Raw genomic sequence first — 20,670 nt, forward strand, 5'->3', positions numbered from 1 at the left:
ACCTTGGTTCGTGCGCCCACTGTCATGTCCGGACGGGTTACCCGGCCCCGAGCTCGTCGGCCGCGGCCTCCGAGCGCGTGGCGACGAAGCGCTGCACCAGCAGGGCGAGCGTCCCCAGCAGCAGGGTGCTGCCGATCGACCACGCATAGGCCTTGACGGGCGACACCGTGGGATCTGACGGGTCCGGCGGCTCCTCCCCGGTGACGGTGTGCCATCCGGCGGTGGCCACGCGCTGACCGGCGAAGGCAGCAGCCGCGCCGAGTACTGCACCGAGCACCCTGAACTGCATCTTGGGCTTGGACATATCTCTCCGTTTCATCCAGTCAGACGCCGTGATCGCACCGAATCGGGCGGGCATCTGGTCGCCTCTCCATCCTAGGGAGCCCGCAGCGACCCCGTGGCACCAGCCCGCGCCCGCTCCGGCGCCCTGATGCCGCGCGCGCCCCGCCACCCTGATGCCGCACCCGCGGCATGGCATCGCCGCGATGCGGTGGAGCATGGCCCCCGGACGGCTTCCGGCACGTTAGTCTGGGGCGGGCGCGTGGCGTGATCGGTGCCCGCCACGGTTGCGCGCCGCTGATCGTGGTGCCACGACGCAGCGCAACAGGGCACGACAACTAATTCAAGAGACAAATGGTGGAGCACTCGTGATCTTTGGCAGAAGGAAGCATCGCAAGGCCGACGACGCGGATGAGGTGGAACAGGCCGCCGAGTCCGATGTCGTCGAGGATGCGCAGGCCGTGGCCGCAGGCGACGGGGCCGATGAGTCGGAGCCGATCGACGACGACGAGTCGCTCGATGATGACGAGGCCAGCGACTCCGAGGCCTCCGAGCCCGACGAGTGGGAACAACTGGACGAGTCGCGCGACTGGCGCGCCGATGGCCCCTTCGACATCAGCGAGGTCGACCTGGACGCCGACGATGTGCAGCGCCTCGACTTCGACTCACTGGTGCTCACCCCCTTCGAGGGCATGAACATGCAGCTGCAGGTCAACCAGGAGACCCAGGATGTCCAGGCACTGCTCATCTCGCAGGGGCAGTCAGTACTGGAATTGTCGCTGTTCGCCGCGCCCTCCGACCGCAGCATGCTGCCGCGGGTGCGCCAGGACATGATCGCCAATGTGGAGAGCGCCGGAGGTTCGGCGACGCTCGCCGAGGGTCCCTTCGGCACGGAGATCCGTCGCGTCGTGCCGATCACGGCCGAGAACGGCCAGCACGGCTATCACGTGTCCCGTACCTGGTTCGCCCAGGGCCCCAGGTGGCTGCTGCGTGGCGTTCTGATGGGCGAGGCCGGCATGTCGGAGGGCACCGGCGGCCCGGCCGAGGTGCTCTACGAGTTCTTCGCCAACACGGTGGTACGCCGCGGCGACAAGCCGATGGTCCCCGGAGATCCGATCGCCATGGCGCTGCCGGATGCGATGCGGGCACAGCTGGATGGCCAGGCGGGTGCTCCCCAGGGGCAACAGTGAGCCTTGGCAGCGCCCTGGCGGAATCCGCCGTGGGGCGCTGGCTGCGCCGCCTCCTGCGGTCGAACGAGGAACTCGTCTCCGAGGAGCTCGTGACCCAGGCAGTGAAGTCGGGTGCGACTCCGATCGCCGAGGCACGCGATCGCACCCGCGTCACCGTGCAGGGCACCGTCGCGATCCTGACCATCAATCCCCAGAAGCGCCATTCCTGGCTGGAGGCCGACCTCGTCGACGGTTCCGGCACGCTGGTGCTGCTGTGGATGGGACGCGGGACGATCCCCGGCATCACGGCCGGACGCCGACTGCGCGTCCATGGCCTCATCAGCTCACGCGACGAACGTCGGGTGATGTACAACCCCTCCTATGAACTGCTGGGCTGACCAGCCCTAGCCCTTCGTCACCGGCACCAGGTAATGCGACAGCTCACGCTCGTGTTCCTCGGAAATGGTGAACAACAGCTCGTCACCCACCTCCACCGCGGCATCCTGCTCGGGGGCACGGGAGCGTCCATCCCGCACGATGGCGACCAGCACACCATCGCCGGGGAAGCTGAGGTCGCGCACCCTCTTGCCCACGGCGGGGGAGTCCTCGGGCAGGGTGAGCTCCACCAGGTTCGCCGAGCCCTTCTTGAAGGTCATCAGGCGCACGACGGCACCGACGCTGACGGCCTCCTCGACCAGGGCCGACATGATGCGGGGTGTTGAGACGGCCACGTCCACCCCCCACTGCTCGTCGAACATCCACTCGTTGCTCGGATGGTTGACACGGGCAACGGTGCGTGGCACCCCGAACTCCGTCTTCGCCAACAGGGTGTGCACCAGGTTGGCCTTGTCGTCACCGGTGGTGGCGATCGAGACATCGCAGGTCTGCAGGTCGGCCTCGGCCAGCGAGTCCATCTCGCAGGCATCTGCCAGCAGCCATTCGGCCTCCGGCACGGTGTCGGACTTGATGGCGTGCGGCTCCTTCTCGATGAGCAACACCTCGTGTCCGTTGGCAATCAGCTCACGGGCAATGGAACGACCGACATTGCCGGCCCCGACAATCGAAATACGCATCGTGGATTCCTTCTCAGTTCTGCTCGGGCGCCGCGGCGAGCGTGCGCAGCACCATCTGGGCACGGTCATTGCTCGTTGCCACGTAGATCACATCGCCCTCCTGCAACAGCAGGTCGGCCGAGGGCACCTCGCCGGTGCCGATCCTGGTGAGGAAGGGCACCCGTACCCGGAGCCTCTCCTCGAGCTGGCCCACCGATGTTCCCGCCCACGCATTGTCGAAGGGCACCTGGAACAGGGCGGTCATGCCGGAGGGATCGCGCCACACCGGGGTGACGGAGTCGGACAACAGTCGGTTCATCACCTGGCCGGCGGCCCAACGCACCGTGGCCACCGTGGGGATACCGAGCTTCTCGTAGACCTCGGCCCGTCCCTGGTCGTAGATGCGGGCGACCACGTTCTGGACGCCGAACTCCTCGCGTACCACCCGGGCCGACAGGATGTTGGAGTTGTCGCCGCTGGCGACGGCGGCGAAGCCATCGGCCTCGCGGATGCCGGCACGCACCAGCACATCGCGATCGAACCCGACGCCCTTGACGGTCTTGCCCGCGAAATCGGGCCCAAGCCTGCGGAAGGCCTCCACGTTGACGTCGATGACGGCCAGCGAGTGGCCGCGCTTCTCGAGCGCGCGGGCCAGGCTTGAGCCCACCCGGCCGCAGCCCATGATGATGATGTGCACTGATACCTCCACTGGCCCCACCGGTCGGTGGACAGCCGTGCCGACATGGTCCTGGGAATCGGGGTCAATCGGCCTGTCACCCCGAGGAAAAGGATAGCTGCGTGGTGCAACGAGGGTCCGCTCCATCGCCATGCAACCAAGCGGTACACGGCAGGCGTTAGGGTTGTCGCTCGTGAGCGTCACTGATGCCTTCAAACGTGTGCTCGTCGGCCGCAAGCTGGCCAGCACGCAACTGGGGGAAACTCTCCTCCCGAAGAGGGTCGCACTTCCGATCTTCGCCTCCGATGCACTGAGCTCGGTGGCCTACGCACCCGACGAGGTGCTGATCACCCTCTCGTTGGCCGGCATGGCCGGCTTTGCCTTCTCGTTGCCGATCGGCATCGCGGTGGGCGCGGTGCTGTTGGTGGTGGTCATGAGCTACCGCCAGACCGTGCACGCCTATCCCTCGGGTGGCGGCGACTACGAGGTGGTCACCACGAATCTGGGGCCCACCAGCGGACTGGTGGTGGCCAGCGCACTGTTGGTCGACTATGTGCTCACCGTGGCCGTTTCGGTCAGCTCCGGAGTGCAGAACGCCAAGGCGATGATGCCCTTCATCCAGGGCCACGAGGGGCTGATCGCGGCCGTGGTGATCATCGTGCTGATGGTGATCAACCTGCGCGGCGTGCGCGATTCGGGTGGCATCTTCGCCGTCCCGACCTATCTGTTCATGTTCGGCATCGGGGTGATGGTCATCTGGGGACTGCTCCAGATCTTCGTCTTCGGACATCCCCTCAGGGCCGCAACCGCCGACTACACCGTGGTTGGTGTGAGCCGCTACGAGCCCCTGGTGGGGCTGGGCATGGTCACACTGCTGGCGCGCACCTTCTCGTCGGGCTGCGCCGCCCTGACGGGGGTCGAGGCCATCAGCAACGGCGTTCCCAATTTCCGCAAGCCGAAGAGCAAGAACGCCGCCACCACGCTGCTGCTGCTGGGCTGCATCGCCGTGAGCATGCTGCTCGGCATCCTGGCCCTAGCCAACCTCACCGGCGTGAAGATGTCCGACGTCAATTCCGGGAGCTATTTCGTCACCCCCGGCGGTGAGGAGATCCATTCCGATCCGGTGACCGTGATCGGCCAGCTGGCACGGGCCGTGTTCTACCCGGGTTTCCCGATCGGCTTCTTCTTCGTGATCACGATGACGATGATCATCCTGTTCCTGGCCGCCAACACGGCCTTCAACGGCTTTCCGACCCTGGGTTCGATCCTGTCGCGCGACGGGTGGATGCCCCGCCAGCTGCACAGTCGCGGCGATCGCCTGGCCTTCTCCAACGGCATCATGACCCTGGCCGGGGGAGCCGTCCTGCTGGTCCTGATCTTCAATGCATCGGTGACGGCGCTCATCCAGATGTACGTCATCGGAGTGTTCATCTCATTCACGCTCAGCCAGCTGGGCATGCTGCGGCACTGGACCCGCCACCTCAGGAGCGAGACCGATCCGTCGGCACGCCGCGTGATGCAGCGCAGCCGGGTGATCAATGCCGTGGGCATGGTCATGACCGGCCTCGTGCTGGCCATCGTGCTGGTCTCCAAGTTCATCTACGGGGCCTGGATGGCCCTGCTGGCGATGGCCGTGGTGTTCATCCTGATGCGCGCCATCCACAGCCACTACGCAGAGGTCGCGGCCGAGACCACCATCACCGATCCGGCGGAGTGGGTGCTGCCCAGTCGCGTGCACGCCGTGGTGATGGTGAACGCGGTGAACAAGCCCACCGTCAAGGCCATCCAGTTCGCGCGGGCCACCCAGCCCGGTGAACTCGAGGCGGTCACCGTCGACGTCGACCCGGACGCGACGGCCCGCCTGGTGAAGCAGTGGGATGACGACGACCTGTCGGTGCCCCTGAAGGTGATCGACTCGCCGTACCGCCAGATCACCGGCCCGTTCATCGACTATGTGCGGGCCCTGGTCAGCGAGAACCCGCGTGACATCGTGTGCATCTACATCCCCGAGTACGTGGTGGGGCACTGGTGGGAGCATGTCCTGCACAACCAGACCGCGCTGGTGATCCGCGCCCGGCTGCATTTCATGCGGGGGGTTATGGTCACTTCCGTGCCCTATCAACTCGAATCCAGCGCGCGGCTCGCCACGCGTTACCGTCGCCGTGAGCTCAGGCGTCCCCGCCGGTGACGACTGTGGCAACGGCGGTCGGTGAGATCATCGGGCCGCTCTCGGTGGGGCCCATTGCCCATGGTGGCCACTGCATCGCCCGCCATGAGGGACGCGTCATCTTCGTGCGGCATACGATTCCCGGCGAGACCGTGATGGTCAGGATCACCGACGACAGCCATGAGCGCTACTGGCGCGGCGACGCGGTGGAGGTGCTCGACGCCGCGCCGGGCCGCGTGGAGCCGCCGTGTCCGATCGCGGGCCTGTGTGGTGGCTGCGATTTCCAGCACATCGCGCCGGCGGTGCAACGCGAGCTCAAGACCACCGTGGTGCGCGAACTGCTGCACCAATTCGCCCACCTCGACTCCGATGTCACCGTGGAACGCGTCGGCACCGACGACAGCGGCCAGGACTGGCGCACCCGCATGCGCTATGGCGTGCACGATGGGAAGGTGGGCCTGCATGTCCACCGGAGTGCCGACCTGGTGGGCCTGGCGCCGCAGGGCTGCCTCATCGCCGAGAAGGCCGGCCGTGATCCGAAGATCCTCGACTCCCTGGCCGGACAGGTGCACGGTGATGAGCTGATTGTCGCCACCGCCGCCAGCGGCGTCTGCGTGATCGACTCCGGCAGGACGCTGATGGGTGAGGCGGTCGTCACCGAACAGGTGGGCACCCATTCCTTCAGGGCGCGCGCCGACGGCTTCTGGCAACCGCATCGTCTCGCGCCCGGGCTGCTCACCTCGCAGATGCTGCTGGCCCTTGATCCCCGGCCCGGTGAGCACGCCCTCGACCTCTATTGCGGCGTGGGCGTCTTCGCCGCCGCACTCGACGATGCGGGGTGTCGGGTGCGGGGGATCGAGATGGATGGGCCCGCCATCCGTCTGGCACGGACCAATGTGCCCCGGGCCCAATTCGTGGCCGGGCGTGTGGATCGGGTGCTGTCGCGCGGTCGCCACCGCGCCGACCTGGTGGTCCTGGACCCGCCGCGGGCCGGGGCCGGCAAGCGGGCGGTCGACCAGATCGCCGGGCTGCGTCCGCGTCGGATCGCCTATGTGGCCTGTGATCCGGCAGCGCTGGCCCGTGATCTTGCCTCATTCGCGAGGCATGATTATTCGGTGACCAATATCAAGGGCTTCGACCTGTTCCCGATGACCCATCATGTCGAGTGCGTGGCCACCCTGGAGCCCACCCGATGAGCGCGCCAGGGGCGTCACCGGTCAATCCGGTGGACGCCGGGCCAGCCACACGACGCCCGCGCGGACACAAGCCACCCGGGACCGTCACGCCACGCTGCCCGCTGCGTCCCGACGAGCCCTGCACCCAATGTCAGGCCTATGCGACCGGCCCCGATGATTGTGGCCTGGTCTACCTGGTGATGAGCGATCCCGATCTGCTGGAGATCTACCGCGAGAAGCGCCGGGAAGCGCATCGGGCCGACCACCCCGAAGGATGATCGGCCCGACGACTCAGGTGGTTCTGCGCACGGCTCAGTAGGCGAAGTTCCACAGGGTCCAGCTGCCGGCTCCACCGGGACCACTGGTCTCGGACGATCCGTGCAGTCCCTCGCGTCCCGCGGGTGCCTGCCAGCGGGCGAGGCGGTCGGGGTCGTCACTGGCCAGTACCGGGTCGCCGAAGCCGCCCAGGTAGCTGCCGTCGGGGCGCGGCGTGATGCCCAGTGCCTCGGTGTCGCGCTCGTCGACGAAGCCCGGCGTCGTGAACAGGTCGCGCATATAGGCCCACAGGTTCGGCAGGTCGTGCACGCGTAGGGCCTTGTCCCGCAGGTCGATCGGGAAGCCGGTGACATAGGTCTGGTCAAAGCTGGCGAGCGTGCAGAACAGCCGCACATCGGAGTCGGTCAGCTGGTCGCCGAACAGATAGCGACGGGTCGCCAGACGGTGGTCGTAATCACGCAGGCGCGCCTCGTAGACGCCGAGGGCCGCGCGGGCGGCGTCCTCGGTGGTGGCGAACAGGACCTTGTAGGGGCCGTTGTTCACATCGTCGAACAGCTGCTGGTTGAGCACATCGATCTGGCCGCGCAGCGCCTCCGGGTAGAGGTCCGGCGCGCCCGCCTTGTGGAACTGCGACCAGGCGGTCTCCAGCTCAAGGCTCATCACGTGGTAGTCGTTCATGACGACCTTGCCGGTCTTGGTGTCCACCAACGCGGGCACCGTGCCGCGGCCGGTGTAGGAGGGATCGCCGGCGTGATAGGCCTCGTTGAGGCCCTTCAGGCCCAGTACCGCGTCCTTGCCGCCGGGCTGGTCGGCGAACACCCAGCCGCCATCGTCGCCACGGCCCGACACATAGGCAATGGAGATCGCATTCTCAAGGCCCAACAGGCGGCGCACGATGATCTGGCGGCGAGACCATCCGCACTCGGCCGAGATCACGAGGCGGTAGCGACCCGCCTCCACGGGAAGCTCGCCCGAGGTGAAGCGGGCGGTGAAGTGGTTCGGCTGGCGCTTGAAGGCGCCGTCGTCGGTCTGCTCCTTGCGGAAGATGGAATCGCCCACCTCACCACGCGGGCGCGTGTTGACGGATGCTGATTCGGGAAGTGCGGTCATCGTATTTCTCCTTGGTCCTGGTGGATCGCGTTGTCGTGGGATGGCGCTTCATTGACTGCTAACGCCGGGGAGGGCCCATCTGATTCCAGCGGGGGTCGATCGCTGTCGGGGATGTCATAGGTGAACACCAGCAGGCGCTGTCCGCCGTCGACGACGAGGGTCTCGCGCTCGGGGCGGCGCACGAAGCCGAGCCTTCGGTACATGGCGTGGGCACCGGTCATCTGGGGTCCGGAATGGATGCCGATCCGGCTGATGCCGCGCTCGCGGGCCACCTGGATGGTCTTGGCGACCAACAGGGCGGCGATGCCGCGTCCCCGTGCCGCGGGATCGACTCCGATCATGTGGAATTCGAGCTCATCGGGGTGCGCCGGCTGCGTCTGCCCGTCCTCGCCGACGTCGGGTTCGGCGACGAAGCCGGGGGACGGCGTGAGCACCGCACCGAGGATCTTGCCCCGTTCTGCTGCCACCCAGATCTGGTAGTCGGGTACCCACGAGGCGATGCCACGCAGCCGCTCGATGTACTGGTCGGTGTTGTGGAAGGAGCTGGTGTAGGCCCGCACCAGGAGGTCGGCCACCTCGGGAAACTCACTCGGCTCGGCAAGGCGCGTCGCGGTGGTGGCCCTGTGCTGCGGTCATTGTGCCGTTCCCTCCGGGGTCGCTGCGGTGTGATGGTCGAACAGATCGGTGGAGTAATAGCGTTCGGCCGTGTCGGCGATGATCGTGACAATCACCTGGCCGGCCGTCTCCGGGCGCGCGGCAAGGATGCGCGCGGCGGCGACCGCGGCACCGGAACTGATGCCGACGGCGAGCCCCGCGTGACGCATCAGTTCGCGGGTGGTGTCCAGGGCCTCGGCCTGGGGGATGTCGAGGGTCTGGTCGATCAGCGCCAGATCGGTGACCGGCGCGGCGGCCGGGCCCCCCGAGATGCCCTGGATCTTGTGGGGATGCCACTGTCCGCCGTTGAGGACTGCTGACTCAGCGGGCTCCACGGCGACGATGCGCAGGCCCGGGTTGCGTTCGCGCAGGAAGCGACCCGCTCCGCTGATGGTGCCACCGGTACCCACTGCCGAGACGAACCAGTCGACGTGTCCGTCGGTCTGTTCCCAGATCTCCGGACCGGTGGTGGCGTAGTGCGCGGCCGGATTGGCGGGGTTGCCGCCCTGACCGGCCAGCCAGGCCCCCGGGGTGGACGCCACGATCTCGGCTGCGCGCGCCCCGGCCGCCGGCATGCCGCCCTTTCCGGGGGTGAGGACGATCTCGGCACCCAGGGCCTCGATGAGCGCGCGGCGCTCAATGGACTGGTCGTCAGGCACCACGATGATCACGCGGTAGCCGAGCACCCCGCCCAGCCAGGCCAGCGAGATGCCGGTATTTCCGCTGGTCGCCTCGACGATCGTGCCGCCCTTGGCCAACCGGGCATCGCGTTCGGCGGCACGCACCATGGACAGGGCGGTGCGGTCCTTCACCGACGATGAGGGGTTGAAGAACTACAGCTTCGCCAGGACTGTCCCGTATCCCGATTCGAACTGGGGCAGATGCAGTAGCGGCGTATCACCCACCAACTCGGTGAGATCTTCGGTGATGCCGGGATACACGTGACCTGCCATGGATTTCCTATCGCTTGATCGATGATCCCCTGCGGGAGGACATGCAGGGAGAAGAGCTTGTGGCAACCCCTCAATGGGTTGCGTGACCGATCAACGACAGCAGGGCGCAACGGCCGACATCACAACGGCCGACATGAGGTCGGCACGGGGGCCGGCCTTCATGGCAAGGACCATCAACTGCTGCATGGCGCTCACGATAACACCGCAGGGAAAGGGCTTGTCGCAGCGCCATCTGGCAGGATTTCGCTGCTGGAGGATGGTGTTGGACAGCTTGCCCGGGGCGGGGTGCGAGCGCCTATGCTCTGGTTCGTGAGCCTTCAACTAGTCGTGCGCCCGCACATCGACCTGGTGCGCACTGACAGTTGTCTGTGTTGTTGAGCGCCTGAGGCCGCCGTCCGGATGGCATCAGGCAGAGCCGGTGGACGCAACGCGTCCGACCGAAGGCCCCCGGGCCCCACCGGTGGGTAACCACACACCCCGAAGAGAAGCTCATGTCAACCAAGTCCACGACCGTCGGCTTCCAGCTCGCAGCGCCGGAAGCCTCACATATCGCCACGTCCGAGAACGCACACGAGATCGGCGCCCACGGGGAATTCTCCCGTCAGGACAATGCCTTCACCACGCCCTTCGGGGACGGCCCCGGGCAATTGCCGGTGGAGGCGGGGCGCTACCGACTGATCGTCGCCAGGATCTGCCCCTGGGCGCATCGCCAGCTGATCACCCGGGAAGTGCTCGGGCTCACCGACGCCATCAGCGTGGGGGTGACGGCACCTGTCCGCACCGACAACGGCTGGCGCTTCAGCCTCGACCCCGGCGACAAGGACCCCGTGCTGGGCATCGAGTACCTCAACGAGGCCTATCTGGCCGCCGATCCCGGCTATGACCGTCGCGGCACCGTGCCGGCAGTGGTCGATGTCACCACCGGCAAGGTCGTGCAGAACGACTACCACCGACTGTCCAACTACTGGGAAGTGGCGTGGCGCCGGCTGCAGCCGGACGATGCCCCCGACCTGTACCCCAGCTCCCTGCGCCCGGCGATCGACGAGATGAGTCGCCTCAACTTCCACGCCGTGAACAACGGCGTCTACAAGGCCGGCTTCGCCCACACCCAGGAGGCCTATGAGCAGGCCTTCGATGCACTGTTCGCCCGGCTGGACGCGCTCGAGCAATTGCTGGGCCAGCAGCGTTTTCTGCTCGGGGAGCACATCACCGACTCCGACGTGAGGCTCTTCCCCACCTTGGTGCGCTTCGACACCGCCTACTACGTGGCCTTCAGGACCAATCGCAATCGGCTGATCGACTTCCCGAACCTGTGGAACTACGCACGCGAGCTCTACGCGCTGCCCGGGTGGGGATCCACCACCGACTTCCAGGCGATCAAGCTGGGCTATTTCGGCTCGACGAATGTCACCGGGGCCGCCAGGGTCATCATCCCCAAGGGCCCCGACCTGTCGGGCTGGGACCAGGCCAGTACGCGGGCCGAGCAGTTCGGCGATGGCGACGTCTACCTGCGCCACGGAGGCCGTCCCCGCAACCCGCTGGCCCGTGTCACCGTGATGTCGCGTCGCGGTGAGGCCACCGGAACCTCCATGCCCCTGAATTCCTGACGAACCCACCAAGGACCACCATGACCGCCACCACCCGCATCACTCCCGAACCGGATTCCCAACCCGGGGACATCAACAGGCAGGGCCAGTTCACCGATGGCCCCAGTCACCATCGACGCAGCCTGGCCGGGGCCGTGACCGGCAGCACATTGGAAGTCTTCGACTTCACGATCTACAACACCTTCGCCCCCTTCTTCGCGGCGTCCTTCTTCGCAGCCGGAAATGCAACCACTGCCTTCCTGCAGTCGCTCATCGTGCTCGCGGTCGGCTTCATCGCCCGGCCCCTCGGCTCGCTGTTCTTCGGGCACCTTTCCGACACCCGGGGACGCCGCATCTCGCTGTATGCGACCAGCGCGACGGCCCTGACCGGCACCCTGCTGATCGCCATTTCCCCCGGGCACAACCTGTTGGGCATCGGTGCCGCCATCGTGCTGATCGTGGCGCGTGTCCTCCAGGGCTTCGCCCACGGTGGTGAACAGCCCGCAGCCGGCGCCTATGTCTCAGAGGTCGCCAAGCCCTCGAATCGCGGTCGCTGGTCCTCGGTGGTCTACATGTCCATCCTGGGCGGTGGCGTCTTGGGCTCACTGCTGGGCGCCGTGCTGTCCAGCTGGCTCGGCGTGCCCACCCTCAAGGCCTGGGCCTGGCGCCTGCCCTTCTTCGTGGGTGCGATCGGTTCCATCTCGGCCCTGGTGATGATCCACCGGATGCCGGAGACCAGGGTCTTCACCCGGGAGAAGGAGAAGGTCAGGGCGCAGCACTCAGGGCCGGGCCTGGCCGCCCAGATGTGGGCCGCCCGCCGATCAGCCCTCCAGATCATCGGCCTGACCCTCGGGCTCACCATCGCCTTCCAGAACTGGGCAGCGATCGGAAGCTACCACATCGCGATCCTCAAGGCGAACGCCTCACATGTGCTGTGGATCGCGGTCGCGGTGCAACTGGTCGCCATTCCCGTGGTCGGATTGTGGGGCCGCATCTCCGACCGCATCGGCCGCAAGCCGGTGGTGCTCATCGGTTTCATCGGCCTGGCCGTCACCACCTATCCGTTCATGCGCTTCCTGGACGGCTCCGCCGCGCGAATGGCACTCACGATGGGCGTCTCGTACTTCTTCCTCGCCGCGCCGCTGTCGGTGACCCCCGCGTTGATGGCCGAATTGGTTCCCACCCGCATTCGCACCCTGGGTGTCGGCTTCCCCTACGCACTGGCCACGGCCATCTTCGGTGGCACGGTGCCCATGCTCCAGAGCTGGATCTACACGGCCTTCAGCCATACGGCATTCGGAATCTACGTGACGGCGGCGTTGGTGGTGTCGATCGTGGTCACCCTGACGATTCCCGAGACCCGTGGCCTGGACCTGGGCGACGATGAGGCGGTGGAGCGGCTCAACCGGATCACCCCGTCCGCGACGGGAGCAGGCGCTCCCGTCGCGGGAGGCCCGCGCACCCTCGACTGACCGCCGTTGGACCACCACGATGTCCCGGTCGGGGAACGTTTCCCGGCCGGGACATCGTGTGCGTCAGGGTGTTGCCATATTGGGCGCCGGGCACTACGCCCTTGGCGTGACCGGCGCCCATTGGTGGTGGGCCGGCGATACGATCGCGACGTCAAGGGAGTGCTCGTGACGCAGCGAAGCCGTCGTCCTCCAACGTCGGTGGCCACCCGGCTCGGTTCGCGCAAGCGCAGCACGAATGATCAGGAGGAACTGGATGAGCGTGAACAGCTTCGGTGCCCGCTCCGATCTGGCGGTCGGTGATCGCCATTACGAGATCTATCGGTTGGATGCGGTGCCCGGTGCCCGGGAACTGCCCTACAGCCTGAAGATCCTGTTGGAGAATCTGCTGCGCCACGAGGATGACCTGCACGTCACCGCTGATGACATCCGCACACTTGCCGCGTGGAAGCCCAGCGATGAGCCCCATCATGAGATCGCCTATGCACCGGCGCGGGTGATCATGCAGGACTTCACCGGCGTGCCCTGCATCGTCGACCTGGCCACCATGCGCGAGGCGATGGCATCCCTGGGCGGCGACCCCGAGAAGATCAACCCGCTCAGCCCCGCGCAGATGGTGATCGACCACTCTGTGATCGCGGAGAAGTTCGGTACTCCCGACGCGCTGCGCGAGAACACCGATATCGAGTACGGGCGCAATCGTGAGCGCTACCAGTTCCTGCGATGGGGACAGAAGACCTTTGACGACTTCAAGGTGGTGCCGCCGGGCACCGGCATCGTGCACCAGGTGAACATCGAGCACCTTGCCCAGGTGGTCTACTCGCGCACCGTCGGGGGAGTGCTCCAGGCGTTCCCCGACACCTGTGTGGGAACCGACTCCCACACCACGATGGTCAACGGGCTGGGTGTCGTTGGTTGGGGCGTGGGTGGCATCGAGGCCGAGTGCGCCATGCTCGGCCAGCCCGTCAGCATGCTCATTCCCCGCGTGGTGGGCTTCAAGTTGTCGGGCCAGCTCGACTCCGGCGTAACGGCCACCGACCTGGTGCTCACCATCACGCAGATGCTGCGCGAGCACGGGGTGGTCGGGAAGTTCGTGGAGTTCTTCGGTTCCGGGGTTGCCGAGGTGCCCCTGGCCAACCGGGCCACCATCGGGAACATGAGCCCGGAGTACGGCTCGACCATCGCCGTCTTCCCCGTCGACCAGAAGACCATCGACTACCTGAGGCTGACCGGACGCAGCGAGGAGCAGATCGAACTCGTTGAGGGATATGCCCGGGCCCAGGGGCTGTGGCATGACCCCGACCACGAGGCCAGCTATTCGGAATACCTGGAACTCGACCTGGCGACCGTGCGGGCCTCGATCGCGGGACCCAAGCGTCCCCAGGACCGCATCCTGCTCGATCAGGCCAAGGACGTCTTCCAGCAGGAGGTGCCCGCCTACGTCAGCGACGAGACGGCACCCATGAGCACGACCATCGATGGTCACGAGGTGACCCTCGACAACGGTGCGGTCGGCATCGCCGCCATCACCAGTTGCACCAACACCTCGAATCCCAGCGTCATGGTGGCGGCCGGACTGGTGGCCAAGCGCGCCGTCGAGAAGGGCCTGGACCGCAAGCCATGGGTGAAGACCACCCTGGCGCCCGGATCCCAGGTCGTGACCGATTACCTTGACAAGGCCGGCCTCATCGAGCCCTTGGCGGCCCTGGACTTCGACATCGTCGGTTACGGCTGCACCACCTGCATCGGCAACTCGGGACCGTTGATCCCCGAGGTCAGCAAGGCCGCCCAGGACAACGACCTGGCGATCACCTCGGTGCTGTCGGGCAACCGCAACTTCGAGGGGCGCATCAACCCGGACGTGAAGATGAACTACCTGGCCTCCCCGCCGTTGGTCGTCGCCTATGCGCTCGCCGGCTCGATGAACTTCGACCTCGCCCACGATTCCCTGGGTACCGACCGCGACGGCAAGGAGGTCTACCTCGCTGATCTGTGGCCGACCCCGGCCGAGGTGGACGAGGTGATTGCGAACTCCATCGATCCCCAGATGTACCGGGACTCGTATGCCGATGTCTTCACCGGCGACGCACGCTGGCAGAGCCTCGACACCCCCTCGGGCAAGCTCTTCGATTGGAATGCGGAGTCGACCTATGTGCGTCGGCCACCGTATTTCGAGGGCATGACCATGACGCCCGATCCGGTGCAGGACATCGCTGGTGCCCGCGTGTTGCTGCGGCTCGGCGATTCGGTGACCACCGACCACATCAGCCCGGCGGGGGCCATCAAGGCGGATTCGCCGGCGGGTCGCTATCTCACCGAGCACGGGGTGCGCCCACTGGCCTTCAACTCCTATGGCTCCAGGCGTGGGAACCATGAGGTGATGGTGCGGGGGACGTTCGCCAATGTGCGCCTGCGTAATCAACTCGCCCCGGGCACCGAGGGTGGCTTCACCCGTGATTTCACGAAGTCCGATGCCCCCGTGGAGACCGTCTACGACGCCTCGCTGAACTACCGGGCCGCCGGCACGCCGCTGGTCGTCCTGGCGGGCAAGGAATACGGGTCGGGAAGCTCGCGCGACTGGGCCGCCAAGGGCACCATGTTGTTGGGAATCCGCGCGGTGATCGCCGAGAGCTTCGAACGGATCCATCGCTCGAACCTGATCGGAATGGGTGTGCTGCCGTTGCAGTTCCCCCAGGGCCACAGTGCCGACACGCTGGGACTCAGCGGGGCTGAGAGCTTCGATATCACCGGGCTTGACGCGCTCAACCATGGTGAGATCCCCGACACCGTGCATGTCACGGCCACCTCTGCGGACGGGAAGGTGACCCAGTTCGATGCCGATGTGCGCATCGATACCCAGGGGGAGAGCCACTACTACATCAACGGCGGAATCATGCAATACGTGCTGCGTAATCTGGCGCGTGCCTGATCCACCGTCAGCACTGGTCCACAGCGCCCTGCAGATCGGCCCCATGGGTCGTCGCAGGGCGCTGTGTCCTCTTGTGCCGGCCATTATCAACAACCATCAGATGGGGAACCCATGTCCTTGAACAGGGATGAGACTGCCGCAACCCGTGCCGAGCTGCAGGCGAACTTCAGGCTCTCGGGAGTCACATTGGAGGAGGCGGCGCATGACCTGGGCACCACGCCCGCACACGTGCAGGAGGTGCTGGACCTTGAGCCGGTGCGGATCGAGGAGCCGTGGGTCCTGCGTGACTACCTGGTGCGCGTCCTGCGGGCCGGCAATCGCGAACCGCAGCCCTTCAGCAAATTGGTGGGGGATCCGCGACAGCACTGGTTCCTGGATGCCGGCTTCATCGAGGCCGGCAGGCTCGTCGCCTGAGCGCGTCTGCCGGGTCATCGCTGGCTGAAGGGTCATTTTTGTCAGTGCCGACATCCATACTGGATGAATCGAACAAAAGTTCGATCGGTATCCGGTTGTGCCGCCTCATGGATCCCCTCCCGGGGGAGTCGGGGCGGTCGGACGAAGGAATGGTGAGAGCGATGTCGGTGGCGTTCAAGCAGTATCGCGGGGCGGACAGGCGCGCATGGGGAATCTCCGATTCCGCGCATGCGGGTGGATCGGTGCGTGCCCTGCCCGGTACCCATGCGCAGGGCGATGCGGATCCCGATGGTCGGCCACATCGTGACGGGACGGCGTTGTGCGTGCCCTCGGGATGGCCCGAATCGGTGTCCGCACCCGGGACGCAGCGCATGGAATCCGACGCGGTGGGTTTCCTGCTGGACTGCTGCCCGCCGGACTACCGGGCATATCCCCTCCTGCGCAGGGAGCCCGTGGTGCTGGCCCGGTTCGCCGCTGACCAGGTCGAGGGACAGCTTCGTTCCACGCGAAAGGCCCTGTCTCAGGCACGAGTGGGGCTGGGCGAGGTCGTGGGCCCCGAAGTGCTCGACGGGGCAGTGAGCATGCTCGAGTCGGAGGAATCGCGGCTGATCCGGCTGCGCCGGGCGGTTGCGCTCGTGGAGGAAGCCCTGCGGGGGAAGGTCTTCATGCGCAAGCTGTAGGCCATGGACCCAAGGATGATCATGACCCTGCCCGCCGGGCCCGTGGCGTGATGGACGCCGCGTCGCCCAGCCCTAGAATGGCCGGCATGGGACTGTTGGACGGGATAAGTGAGCCCGCGGATCTTCGCAAGCTCTCGCACAAGGAATTGGTGCAGTTGGCCAAGGAGATCCGGCAGTTCCTGATCACCAACGTCGCCCGCACCGGTGGGCACCTGGGGCCGAACCTGGGGGTGGTCGAACTCACCATGGCCATTCACCTGGTCTTCGATTCCCCCCGCGATCCCATCGTGTTCGATACCGGGCACCAGAGCTATGTGCACAAGATCCTCACCGGGCGTGCCGGTGGGTTCCCGGGCCTGCGACAGCGCGGTGGGCTGTCCGGCTACCCGAGTCGTGCCGAATCCGAGCACGACTGGATGGAGAACTCCCATGCGTCCACCGGGCTGAGCTGGGGCGAGGGCATGGCCAAGGCATTCCGGCTCCGGGGTGAGACCGATCGCACCGTGGTCACCATCGTGGGTGATGGGGCCCTCACCGGGGGAATGACCTGGGAGGCGCTGAACAACATTGCCGTGGAGTCAGACCTCCCGATGGTGATCGTGGTCAACGACAATGGGCGCTCCTATGCGCCGACGGTGGGTGGCCTGTCGAAGCAGTTGTCCGGGCTGCGCACCGATCCGCGTTACGAGAAGACACTGGATGTCATCAAGCTCGCGGTCAACAAGGCCCCCTTGTTCGGCAAGCAGGCCTATGAGCTGCTGCACGGGCTGAAGATCGGGTTGAAGGATGTGCTCGCCCCACAGGGGCTCTTCAGCGACCTGGGGCTGAAGTACATTGGCCCGGTCGATGGCCACGACCTCCAGGCACTGACGACGGCGCTGCGGCAGGCGAAGGGCTTCGGCGGCCCGGTCATCGTCCACGCGATCACCGTCAAGGGCAAGGGCTTCCCCTTTGCGGAGCACCACGAGCGGGATCGCTTCCATGCGATCGGACGCATCAATGAGTTCACCGGTGAACCACTGACCCCCTCGGTGCAGGCCACCTGGACCGACGCCTTCGGCCAGGAGATGGTGGACCTCGGTGAGACCCACCCGGAGGTGGTGGCCATCACGGCCGCCATGCTGCATCCGGTGGGCCTGGGGCGCTTCGCGGCCGCCTATCCCGATCGCGTCTTCGACGTCGGTATTGCCGAGCAGCATGCGGTCGCCTCCGCGGCGGGCATGGCCAGGGCTGGACTGCACCCCGTGTTCGCCGTCTATTCGACGTTCCTGAACCGGGCCTTCGATCAGCTGTTGCTCGATGTGGGCATGCACCACATGGGGGTCACCTTCGTCCTCGACCGTGCCGGGGTGACCGGTCCGGACGGCCCCAGCCACGATGGCGTCTGGGACACCTCGCTGACGGGCATCGTCCCGGGCCTGCGCTTGGCTGCGCCCCGTGATGCGGAACGCTTGCATGACGCCCTGCACGAGGCGCTGGAGGTCAACGACGCCCCGACCGTCATCCGCTATTCCAAGGACAAGTTGCCCGACCCGATCCCGGCCGAACGTCATGTGGGGGGCGTGGACGTCCTGCGCCATGCGGAACGCCATGATGTGCTGGTCATCGGCTACGGGCAGATGGCCGGAACCGCCCTCCAGGTGGCTGATCGCCTGACCAAGCAGGGGTTGGGCGTCAGTGTCATTGACCCGTTGTGGGCCCTGCCGGTGCCACCTGCCCTGGTGCGGCTGGCGGCGGACTATTCGCTCGTGGTCACGATCGAGGACGGCATGGTGGTCGGGGGACTGGGCTCACGGGTCGAGCTGGCGCTCGATGCCGAGGGCGTCGACGTGCCGGTGCGCGAGTTCGGCATCCCGCAGGAGTTCCTGCCCATGGCGACGCGAGCCGAATTGATGGAGCAGCTCGGGCTGACCCCGCGCCAGATCGCCCGCGATGTCACGGAGTTGGCCATGTCGGTGATGCCGCATGTTGAGTTCGACCTCGATGACCTTGATGACCTCGGGACCCAGGACGCGGATCCGGCGGGCCATGCCCGCCCGGGCAAGCCGGTGCGCCGCCGCTCCTGAGCGCACAGCGCTGGCCGGCAGCCACGGACAAGCCGGACCCCGGCCGCGGGGCTATGCGCTGCTGCCGTCACCCGGGCCGGGTACCGCGGCCAGCAGCTCGGCGAACCGCGCTGCCAACAGGTCCTGCTGCCAATGCCGCACGCCGTGCTCGGAGAGCCGCGCGCGGACGGCCTGCTCGTTGATCTGCGGCAGTGGCTTCCAGACCAGCCAGCGCAGCGCTTCGGGCTGGATCAGGTTCTCCGGTGGCATTCCGATCTGCTCGGCGATTTCATTCGCCGCGGGACGCACCACCTGCCAACGGGCCCAGGCCTCCGGGTGGGTCCGCTGCCATGAATGCGCCTGGTGGGGCGGCCCCTCATGGGGCACCCGCATGGGCGGCAGTTGCTTGGCGGACAGCTGGCCGACCTGCTGTGACGCCGCGACCCACCGGTCGCGGTAGCGCTTTGCATAGGTGCGTCGAAAGCCCATGATCTTGTTCATGTCGCGGGCCGTCGGCATCTTCTCCGAGTCCTTGGTCACCTCGGAGGCGAGTTCGCTGATGGCCTTGTCGGGCACGATCTTTCCCGGTGCCTTGTCCAGTTCGCGGGCAATCTCATCGCGCTGCTCCCACAGGGCGCGCACCAATGCCAGTCCGCGACGTGAGCGGACATGATGACTGCCGCTGGTGTGCCGCCAGGGATCGCCGGGACGCTGCTGGGGGTGCCGGTAGACATCCACCAGGTGGGCGAACTCCTCGTCGGCCCATTCCTTCTTCCCGGCCGCCACGAGCTCATCGGCCACGAGGTTGCGCAACTCGATGAGCAGCTCCACGTCCAGTGCCGCATAGGCAATCCAGTCGGGGGGCAGCGGACGCCGCGACCAGTCGGCGGCGGAATGCTCCTTGAGGAGGTGCACCCCGAAATGCTGTTCGATCATGGTGCCCAGGCTCACGCGCGGGAAACCGAGGAGCCGCCCGGCCAGCTCGGTGTCGAACAGCCGGCTGGGATACAGCCCGATCTCCACCAGGCAGGGGAGGTCCTGGGTGGCGGCATGGATGATCCATTCGGCCGATGCGATCGCCTCCCTGAGCGCAGAGAAATCGGCGAGGCTCCCGTCGGAGGGCTGGAAGGCCTGCGGATCGATCAGCCAGGTGCCCGAGTCGGTGCGACGGAATTGCAGGAGATAGGCCCGGGCCGTGTACCGGAAGCTCTGGGCGCGTTCCGTGTCGATGGCCACCGGACCGGTACCGGAGGCGAGCGCCTCGATGCAGCGCGTCAGTGCCTCGGGGGAGTCAACCAACTCGGGGAGTCCCTCATGGGGCATGGCAAGGATGGGCATGCCGGTGTCCTGATCGATTTGTCCTGAACGGGCAATATCGGGCGTGGTCGAGCCTGAATCCTGGTGGCTCATCTGCTGTGTACTCGTCCCATCTGGTTGGTCAACGGGATCACGCCCTCCGGCAGGGGTGGCATACCCGCTGCCTGGCACATCAACTGTTGCCAGGCGGCAAGATGTGGCGTGATATCGCTGGAATTGTCGATCAGTGGAGTCCAGCTGGCGCGGATCTCCACCTCAGCCTGATCGGGCTGGTTGTCCATATTGCCGAACGACCTGCTTGATACGGTTGTCACCGTACCTGCGGGTGCTGTGTACGCAGCAGCGTGCTGGTCCAGTGCCTCACGCAGCCAGCTCCACCCGACCTCGCCGATCAGGGGATCGGTGACAATCTCAAGGTCAGTATCGGCCCGCACATAGCTGACGAGCCGGAAGAAACCGTTCCAGGCGTCATTGAAATCGGGATCGTGCAACAACACGAGTCGGCCCGCGCCGAGCTGATTCGTCTCGGATCCCAGGTCAGCCTCAATGGCGAGGCTGAATGGGGCAAGCCCCCGTGGAGACCCGATTTCCTCGATGAGCACGTCGGGACGCCATCGAAAAGCTCTCATGTCGTCGACGATGCGGGCAAAGAATTCCGCAGCAGGACTGCCTGGAAGCTCTGGCGCCATGGCTTGAGCCTAGGGGGAGCTCCATCGGCG

The 20,670-nt window shown here is 66.5% G+C and carries 18 protein-coding genes and 1 pseudogene; 11 read left to right on the forward strand and 8 right to left on the reverse strand.

The window, feature by feature from the left end:
* Positions 1 to 37: 37 nt before the first annotated feature.
* Positions 38 to 304, reverse strand: coding sequence for a DUF4235 domain-containing protein (locus tag RM25_RS12710; protein WP_048734889.1), 267 nt, complete (start codon positions 302 to 304; stop codon positions 38 to 40).
* A 343-nt stretch (positions 305 to 647) separates the two neighbouring features.
* On the opposite strand from RM25_RS12710, the gene RM25_RS04515 reads away from it, so the two are divergent.
* Positions 648 to 1,469: a DUF3710 domain-containing protein gene (locus RM25_RS04515; RefSeq protein WP_013161161.1), complete on the forward strand. Its 822-nt coding sequence runs from the start codon at positions 648 to 650 to the stop codon at positions 1,467 to 1,469.
* Positions 1,466 to 1,846, forward strand: a complete 381-nt coding sequence (locus tag RM25_RS04520; RefSeq protein ID WP_080774482.1) for an OB-fold nucleic acid binding domain-containing protein — start codon at positions 1,466 to 1,468, stop codon at positions 1,844 to 1,846. The genes RM25_RS04515 and RM25_RS04520 overlap by 4 nt, the downstream gene beginning before the upstream one ends.
* 6 nt (positions 1,847 to 1,852) lie before the next feature.
* Here RM25_RS04520 and RM25_RS04525 read toward each other — a convergent pair whose 3' ends face one another.
* Both RM25_RS04525 and RM25_RS04530 read right to left on the reverse strand, forming a co-directional pair.
* Positions 1,853 to 2,521 (reverse strand): potassium channel family protein, encoded by a 669-nt coding sequence (locus tag RM25_RS04525; RefSeq protein WP_013161159.1) that lies wholly within the window; start codon positions 2,519 to 2,521, stop codon positions 1,853 to 1,855.
* A 13-nt stretch (positions 2,522 to 2,534) separates the two neighbouring features.
* Positions 2,535 to 3,182, reverse strand: a complete 648-nt coding sequence (locus RM25_RS04530; RefSeq protein ID WP_049770852.1) for a potassium channel family protein — start codon at positions 3,180 to 3,182, stop codon at positions 2,535 to 2,537.
* A gap of 187 nt (positions 3,183 to 3,369) precedes the next feature.
* On the opposite strand from RM25_RS04530, the gene RM25_RS04535 reads away from it, so the two are divergent.
* The 3 genes from RM25_RS04535 to RM25_RS04545 are packed head-to-tail and all read left to right on the forward strand — an operon-like array spanning position 3,370 to position 6,796.
* A complete protein-coding gene (locus tag RM25_RS04535) occupies positions 3,370 to 5,364 on the forward strand; it encodes an APC family permease (protein WP_044636694.1) in 1,995 nt (664 codons plus the stop codon).
* A complete protein-coding gene (locus RM25_RS04540; RefSeq protein ID WP_044636117.1) occupies positions 5,361 to 6,539 on the forward strand; it encodes a class I SAM-dependent RNA methyltransferase in 1,179 nt (392 codons plus the stop codon). Before RM25_RS04535 ends, RM25_RS04540 begins: the two co-directional genes overlap by 4 nt.
* Complete coding sequence (locus RM25_RS04545; RefSeq protein ID WP_013161155.1) at positions 6,536 to 6,796, forward strand: DUF6767 domain-containing protein; 261 nt, start codon at positions 6,536 to 6,538, stop codon at positions 6,794 to 6,796. The genes RM25_RS04540 and RM25_RS04545 overlap by 4 nt, the downstream gene beginning before the upstream one ends.
* A 34-nt stretch (positions 6,797 to 6,830) precedes the next feature.
* Here RM25_RS04545 and RM25_RS04550 read toward each other — a convergent pair whose 3' ends face one another.
* The 3 genes and pseudogenes from RM25_RS04550 to RM25_RS04560 form a co-directional block, all read right to left on the reverse strand.
* Positions 6,831 to 7,904 (reverse strand): glutathione S-transferase C-terminal domain-containing protein, encoded by a 1,074-nt coding sequence (locus RM25_RS04550; protein WP_052809110.1) that lies wholly within the window; start codon positions 7,902 to 7,904, stop codon positions 6,831 to 6,833.
* Positions 7,901 to 8,479, reverse strand: coding sequence for a GNAT family N-acetyltransferase (locus RM25_RS11825; protein ID WP_052809111.1), 579 nt, complete (start codon positions 8,477 to 8,479; stop codon positions 7,901 to 7,903). The genes RM25_RS04550 and RM25_RS11825 overlap by 4 nt, the downstream gene beginning before the upstream one ends.
* 57 nt (positions 8,480 to 8,536) lie before the next feature.
* A pseudogene (locus RM25_RS04560) lies at positions 8,537 to 9,511 on the reverse strand (PLP-dependent cysteine synthase family protein).
* Positions 9,512 to 10,002: 491 nt separating this feature from the next.
* Between RM25_RS04560 and RM25_RS04565 the strand changes: the two are divergent.
* The 6 genes from RM25_RS04565 (at position 10,003) to dxs (ending at position 18,655) form a co-directional block, all read left to right on the forward strand.
* The gene (locus RM25_RS04565; RefSeq protein ID WP_080774483.1) at positions 10,003 to 11,118 is read left to right on the forward strand and encodes a glutathione S-transferase family protein; all 1,116 of its coding nucleotides are present in this window, start codon (positions 10,003 to 10,005) and stop codon (positions 11,116 to 11,118) included.
* A 20-nt stretch (positions 11,119 to 11,138) separates the two neighbouring features.
* Positions 11,139 to 12,569, forward strand: coding sequence for an MFS transporter (locus RM25_RS04570; protein ID WP_080774484.1), 1,431 nt, complete (start codon positions 11,139 to 11,141; stop codon positions 12,567 to 12,569).
* Between the two features lie 253 nt (positions 12,570 to 12,822).
* A complete protein-coding gene (gene acnA, locus RM25_RS04575; protein ID WP_013161149.1) occupies positions 12,823 to 15,495 on the forward strand; it encodes an aconitate hydratase AcnA in 2,673 nt (890 codons plus the stop codon).
* Between the two features lie 111 nt (positions 15,496 to 15,606).
* On the forward strand, positions 15,607 to 15,909 hold the full coding sequence (locus RM25_RS04580; RefSeq protein WP_013161148.1) for a DUF2316 family protein: 303 nt from the start codon (positions 15,607 to 15,609) through the stop codon (positions 15,907 to 15,909).
* 167 nt (positions 15,910 to 16,076) lie between these two features.
* Complete coding sequence (locus RM25_RS04585; RefSeq protein WP_157764604.1) at positions 16,077 to 16,589, forward strand: hypothetical protein; 513 nt, start codon at positions 16,077 to 16,079, stop codon at positions 16,587 to 16,589.
* Positions 16,590 to 16,675: 86 nt separating this feature from the next.
* Entirely contained in the window at positions 16,676 to 18,655 is a 1,980-nt protein-coding gene (gene dxs, locus RM25_RS04590) for a 1-deoxy-D-xylulose-5-phosphate synthase (protein ID WP_013161146.1), read from the forward strand.
* A gap of 51 nt (positions 18,656 to 18,706) precedes the next feature.
* On the opposite strand, the gene RM25_RS04595 is transcribed toward dxs, so the two are convergent.
* The gene (locus tag RM25_RS04595) at positions 18,707 to 20,044 is read right to left on the reverse strand and encodes an HRDC domain-containing protein (RefSeq protein WP_013161145.1); all 1,338 of its coding nucleotides are present in this window, start codon (positions 20,042 to 20,044) and stop codon (positions 18,707 to 18,709) included.
* Positions 20,041 to 20,640, reverse strand: coding sequence for a DUF3000 domain-containing protein (locus tag RM25_RS04600; protein WP_044636118.1), 600 nt, complete (start codon positions 20,638 to 20,640; stop codon positions 20,041 to 20,043). The genes RM25_RS04595 and RM25_RS04600 overlap by 4 nt, the downstream gene beginning before the upstream one ends.
* Positions 20,641 to 20,670 lie beyond the last annotated feature (30 nt).

The organism is Propionibacterium freudenreichii subsp. freudenreichii, assembly GCF_000940845.1.
In the GTDB taxonomy this organism is placed as follows: domain Bacteria; phylum Actinomycetota; class Actinomycetes; order Propionibacteriales; family Propionibacteriaceae; genus Propionibacterium; species Propionibacterium freudenreichii.

Bases quoted from the DNA above. Each gene is read 5' to 3' on its own strand.
- RM25_RS04525 (WP_013161159.1), bottom strand. From the start codon at position 2,521: ATGCGTATTTCGATTGTCGGGGCCGGCAATGTCGGTCGTTCCATTGCC.
- RM25_RS04595 (WP_013161145.1), bottom strand. From the start codon at position 20,044: ATGAGCCACCAGGATTCAGGCTCGACCACGCCCGATATTGCCCGTTCA.
- RM25_RS04580 (WP_013161148.1), top strand. From the start codon at position 15,607: ATGTCCTTGAACAGGGATGAGACTGCCGCAACCCGTGCCGAGCTGCAG.
- RM25_RS04570 (WP_080774484.1), top strand. From the start codon at position 11,139: ATGACCGCCACCACCCGCATCACTCCCGAACCGGATTCCCAACCCGGG.
- acnA (WP_013161149.1), top strand. From the start codon at position 12,823: ATGAGCGTGAACAGCTTCGGTGCCCGCTCCGATCTGGCGGTCGGTGAT.
- RM25_RS04550 (WP_052809110.1), bottom strand. From the start codon at position 7,904: ATGACCGCACTTCCCGAATCAGCATCCGTCAACACGCGCCCGCGTGGT.
- RM25_RS04530 (WP_049770852.1), bottom strand. From the start codon at position 3,182: ATGGGCTGCGGCCGGGTGGGCTCAAGCCTGGCCCGCGCGCTCGAGAAG.
- RM25_RS04565 (WP_080774483.1), top strand. From the start codon at position 10,003: ATGTCAACCAAGTCCACGACCGTCGGCTTCCAGCTCGCAGCGCCGGAA.
- RM25_RS12710 (WP_048734889.1), bottom strand. From the start codon at position 304: ATGTCCAAGCCCAAGATGCAGTTCAGGGTGCTCGGTGCAGTACTCGGC.
- RM25_RS04600 (WP_044636118.1), bottom strand. From the start codon at position 20,640: ATGGCGCCAGAGCTTCCAGGCAGTCCTGCTGCGGAATTCTTTGCCCGC.
- RM25_RS04545 (WP_013161155.1), top strand. From the start codon at position 6,536: ATGAGCGCGCCAGGGGCGTCACCGGTCAATCCGGTGGACGCCGGGCCA.
- dxs (WP_013161146.1), top strand. From the start codon at position 16,676: ATGGGACTGTTGGACGGGATAAGTGAGCCCGCGGATCTTCGCAAGCTC.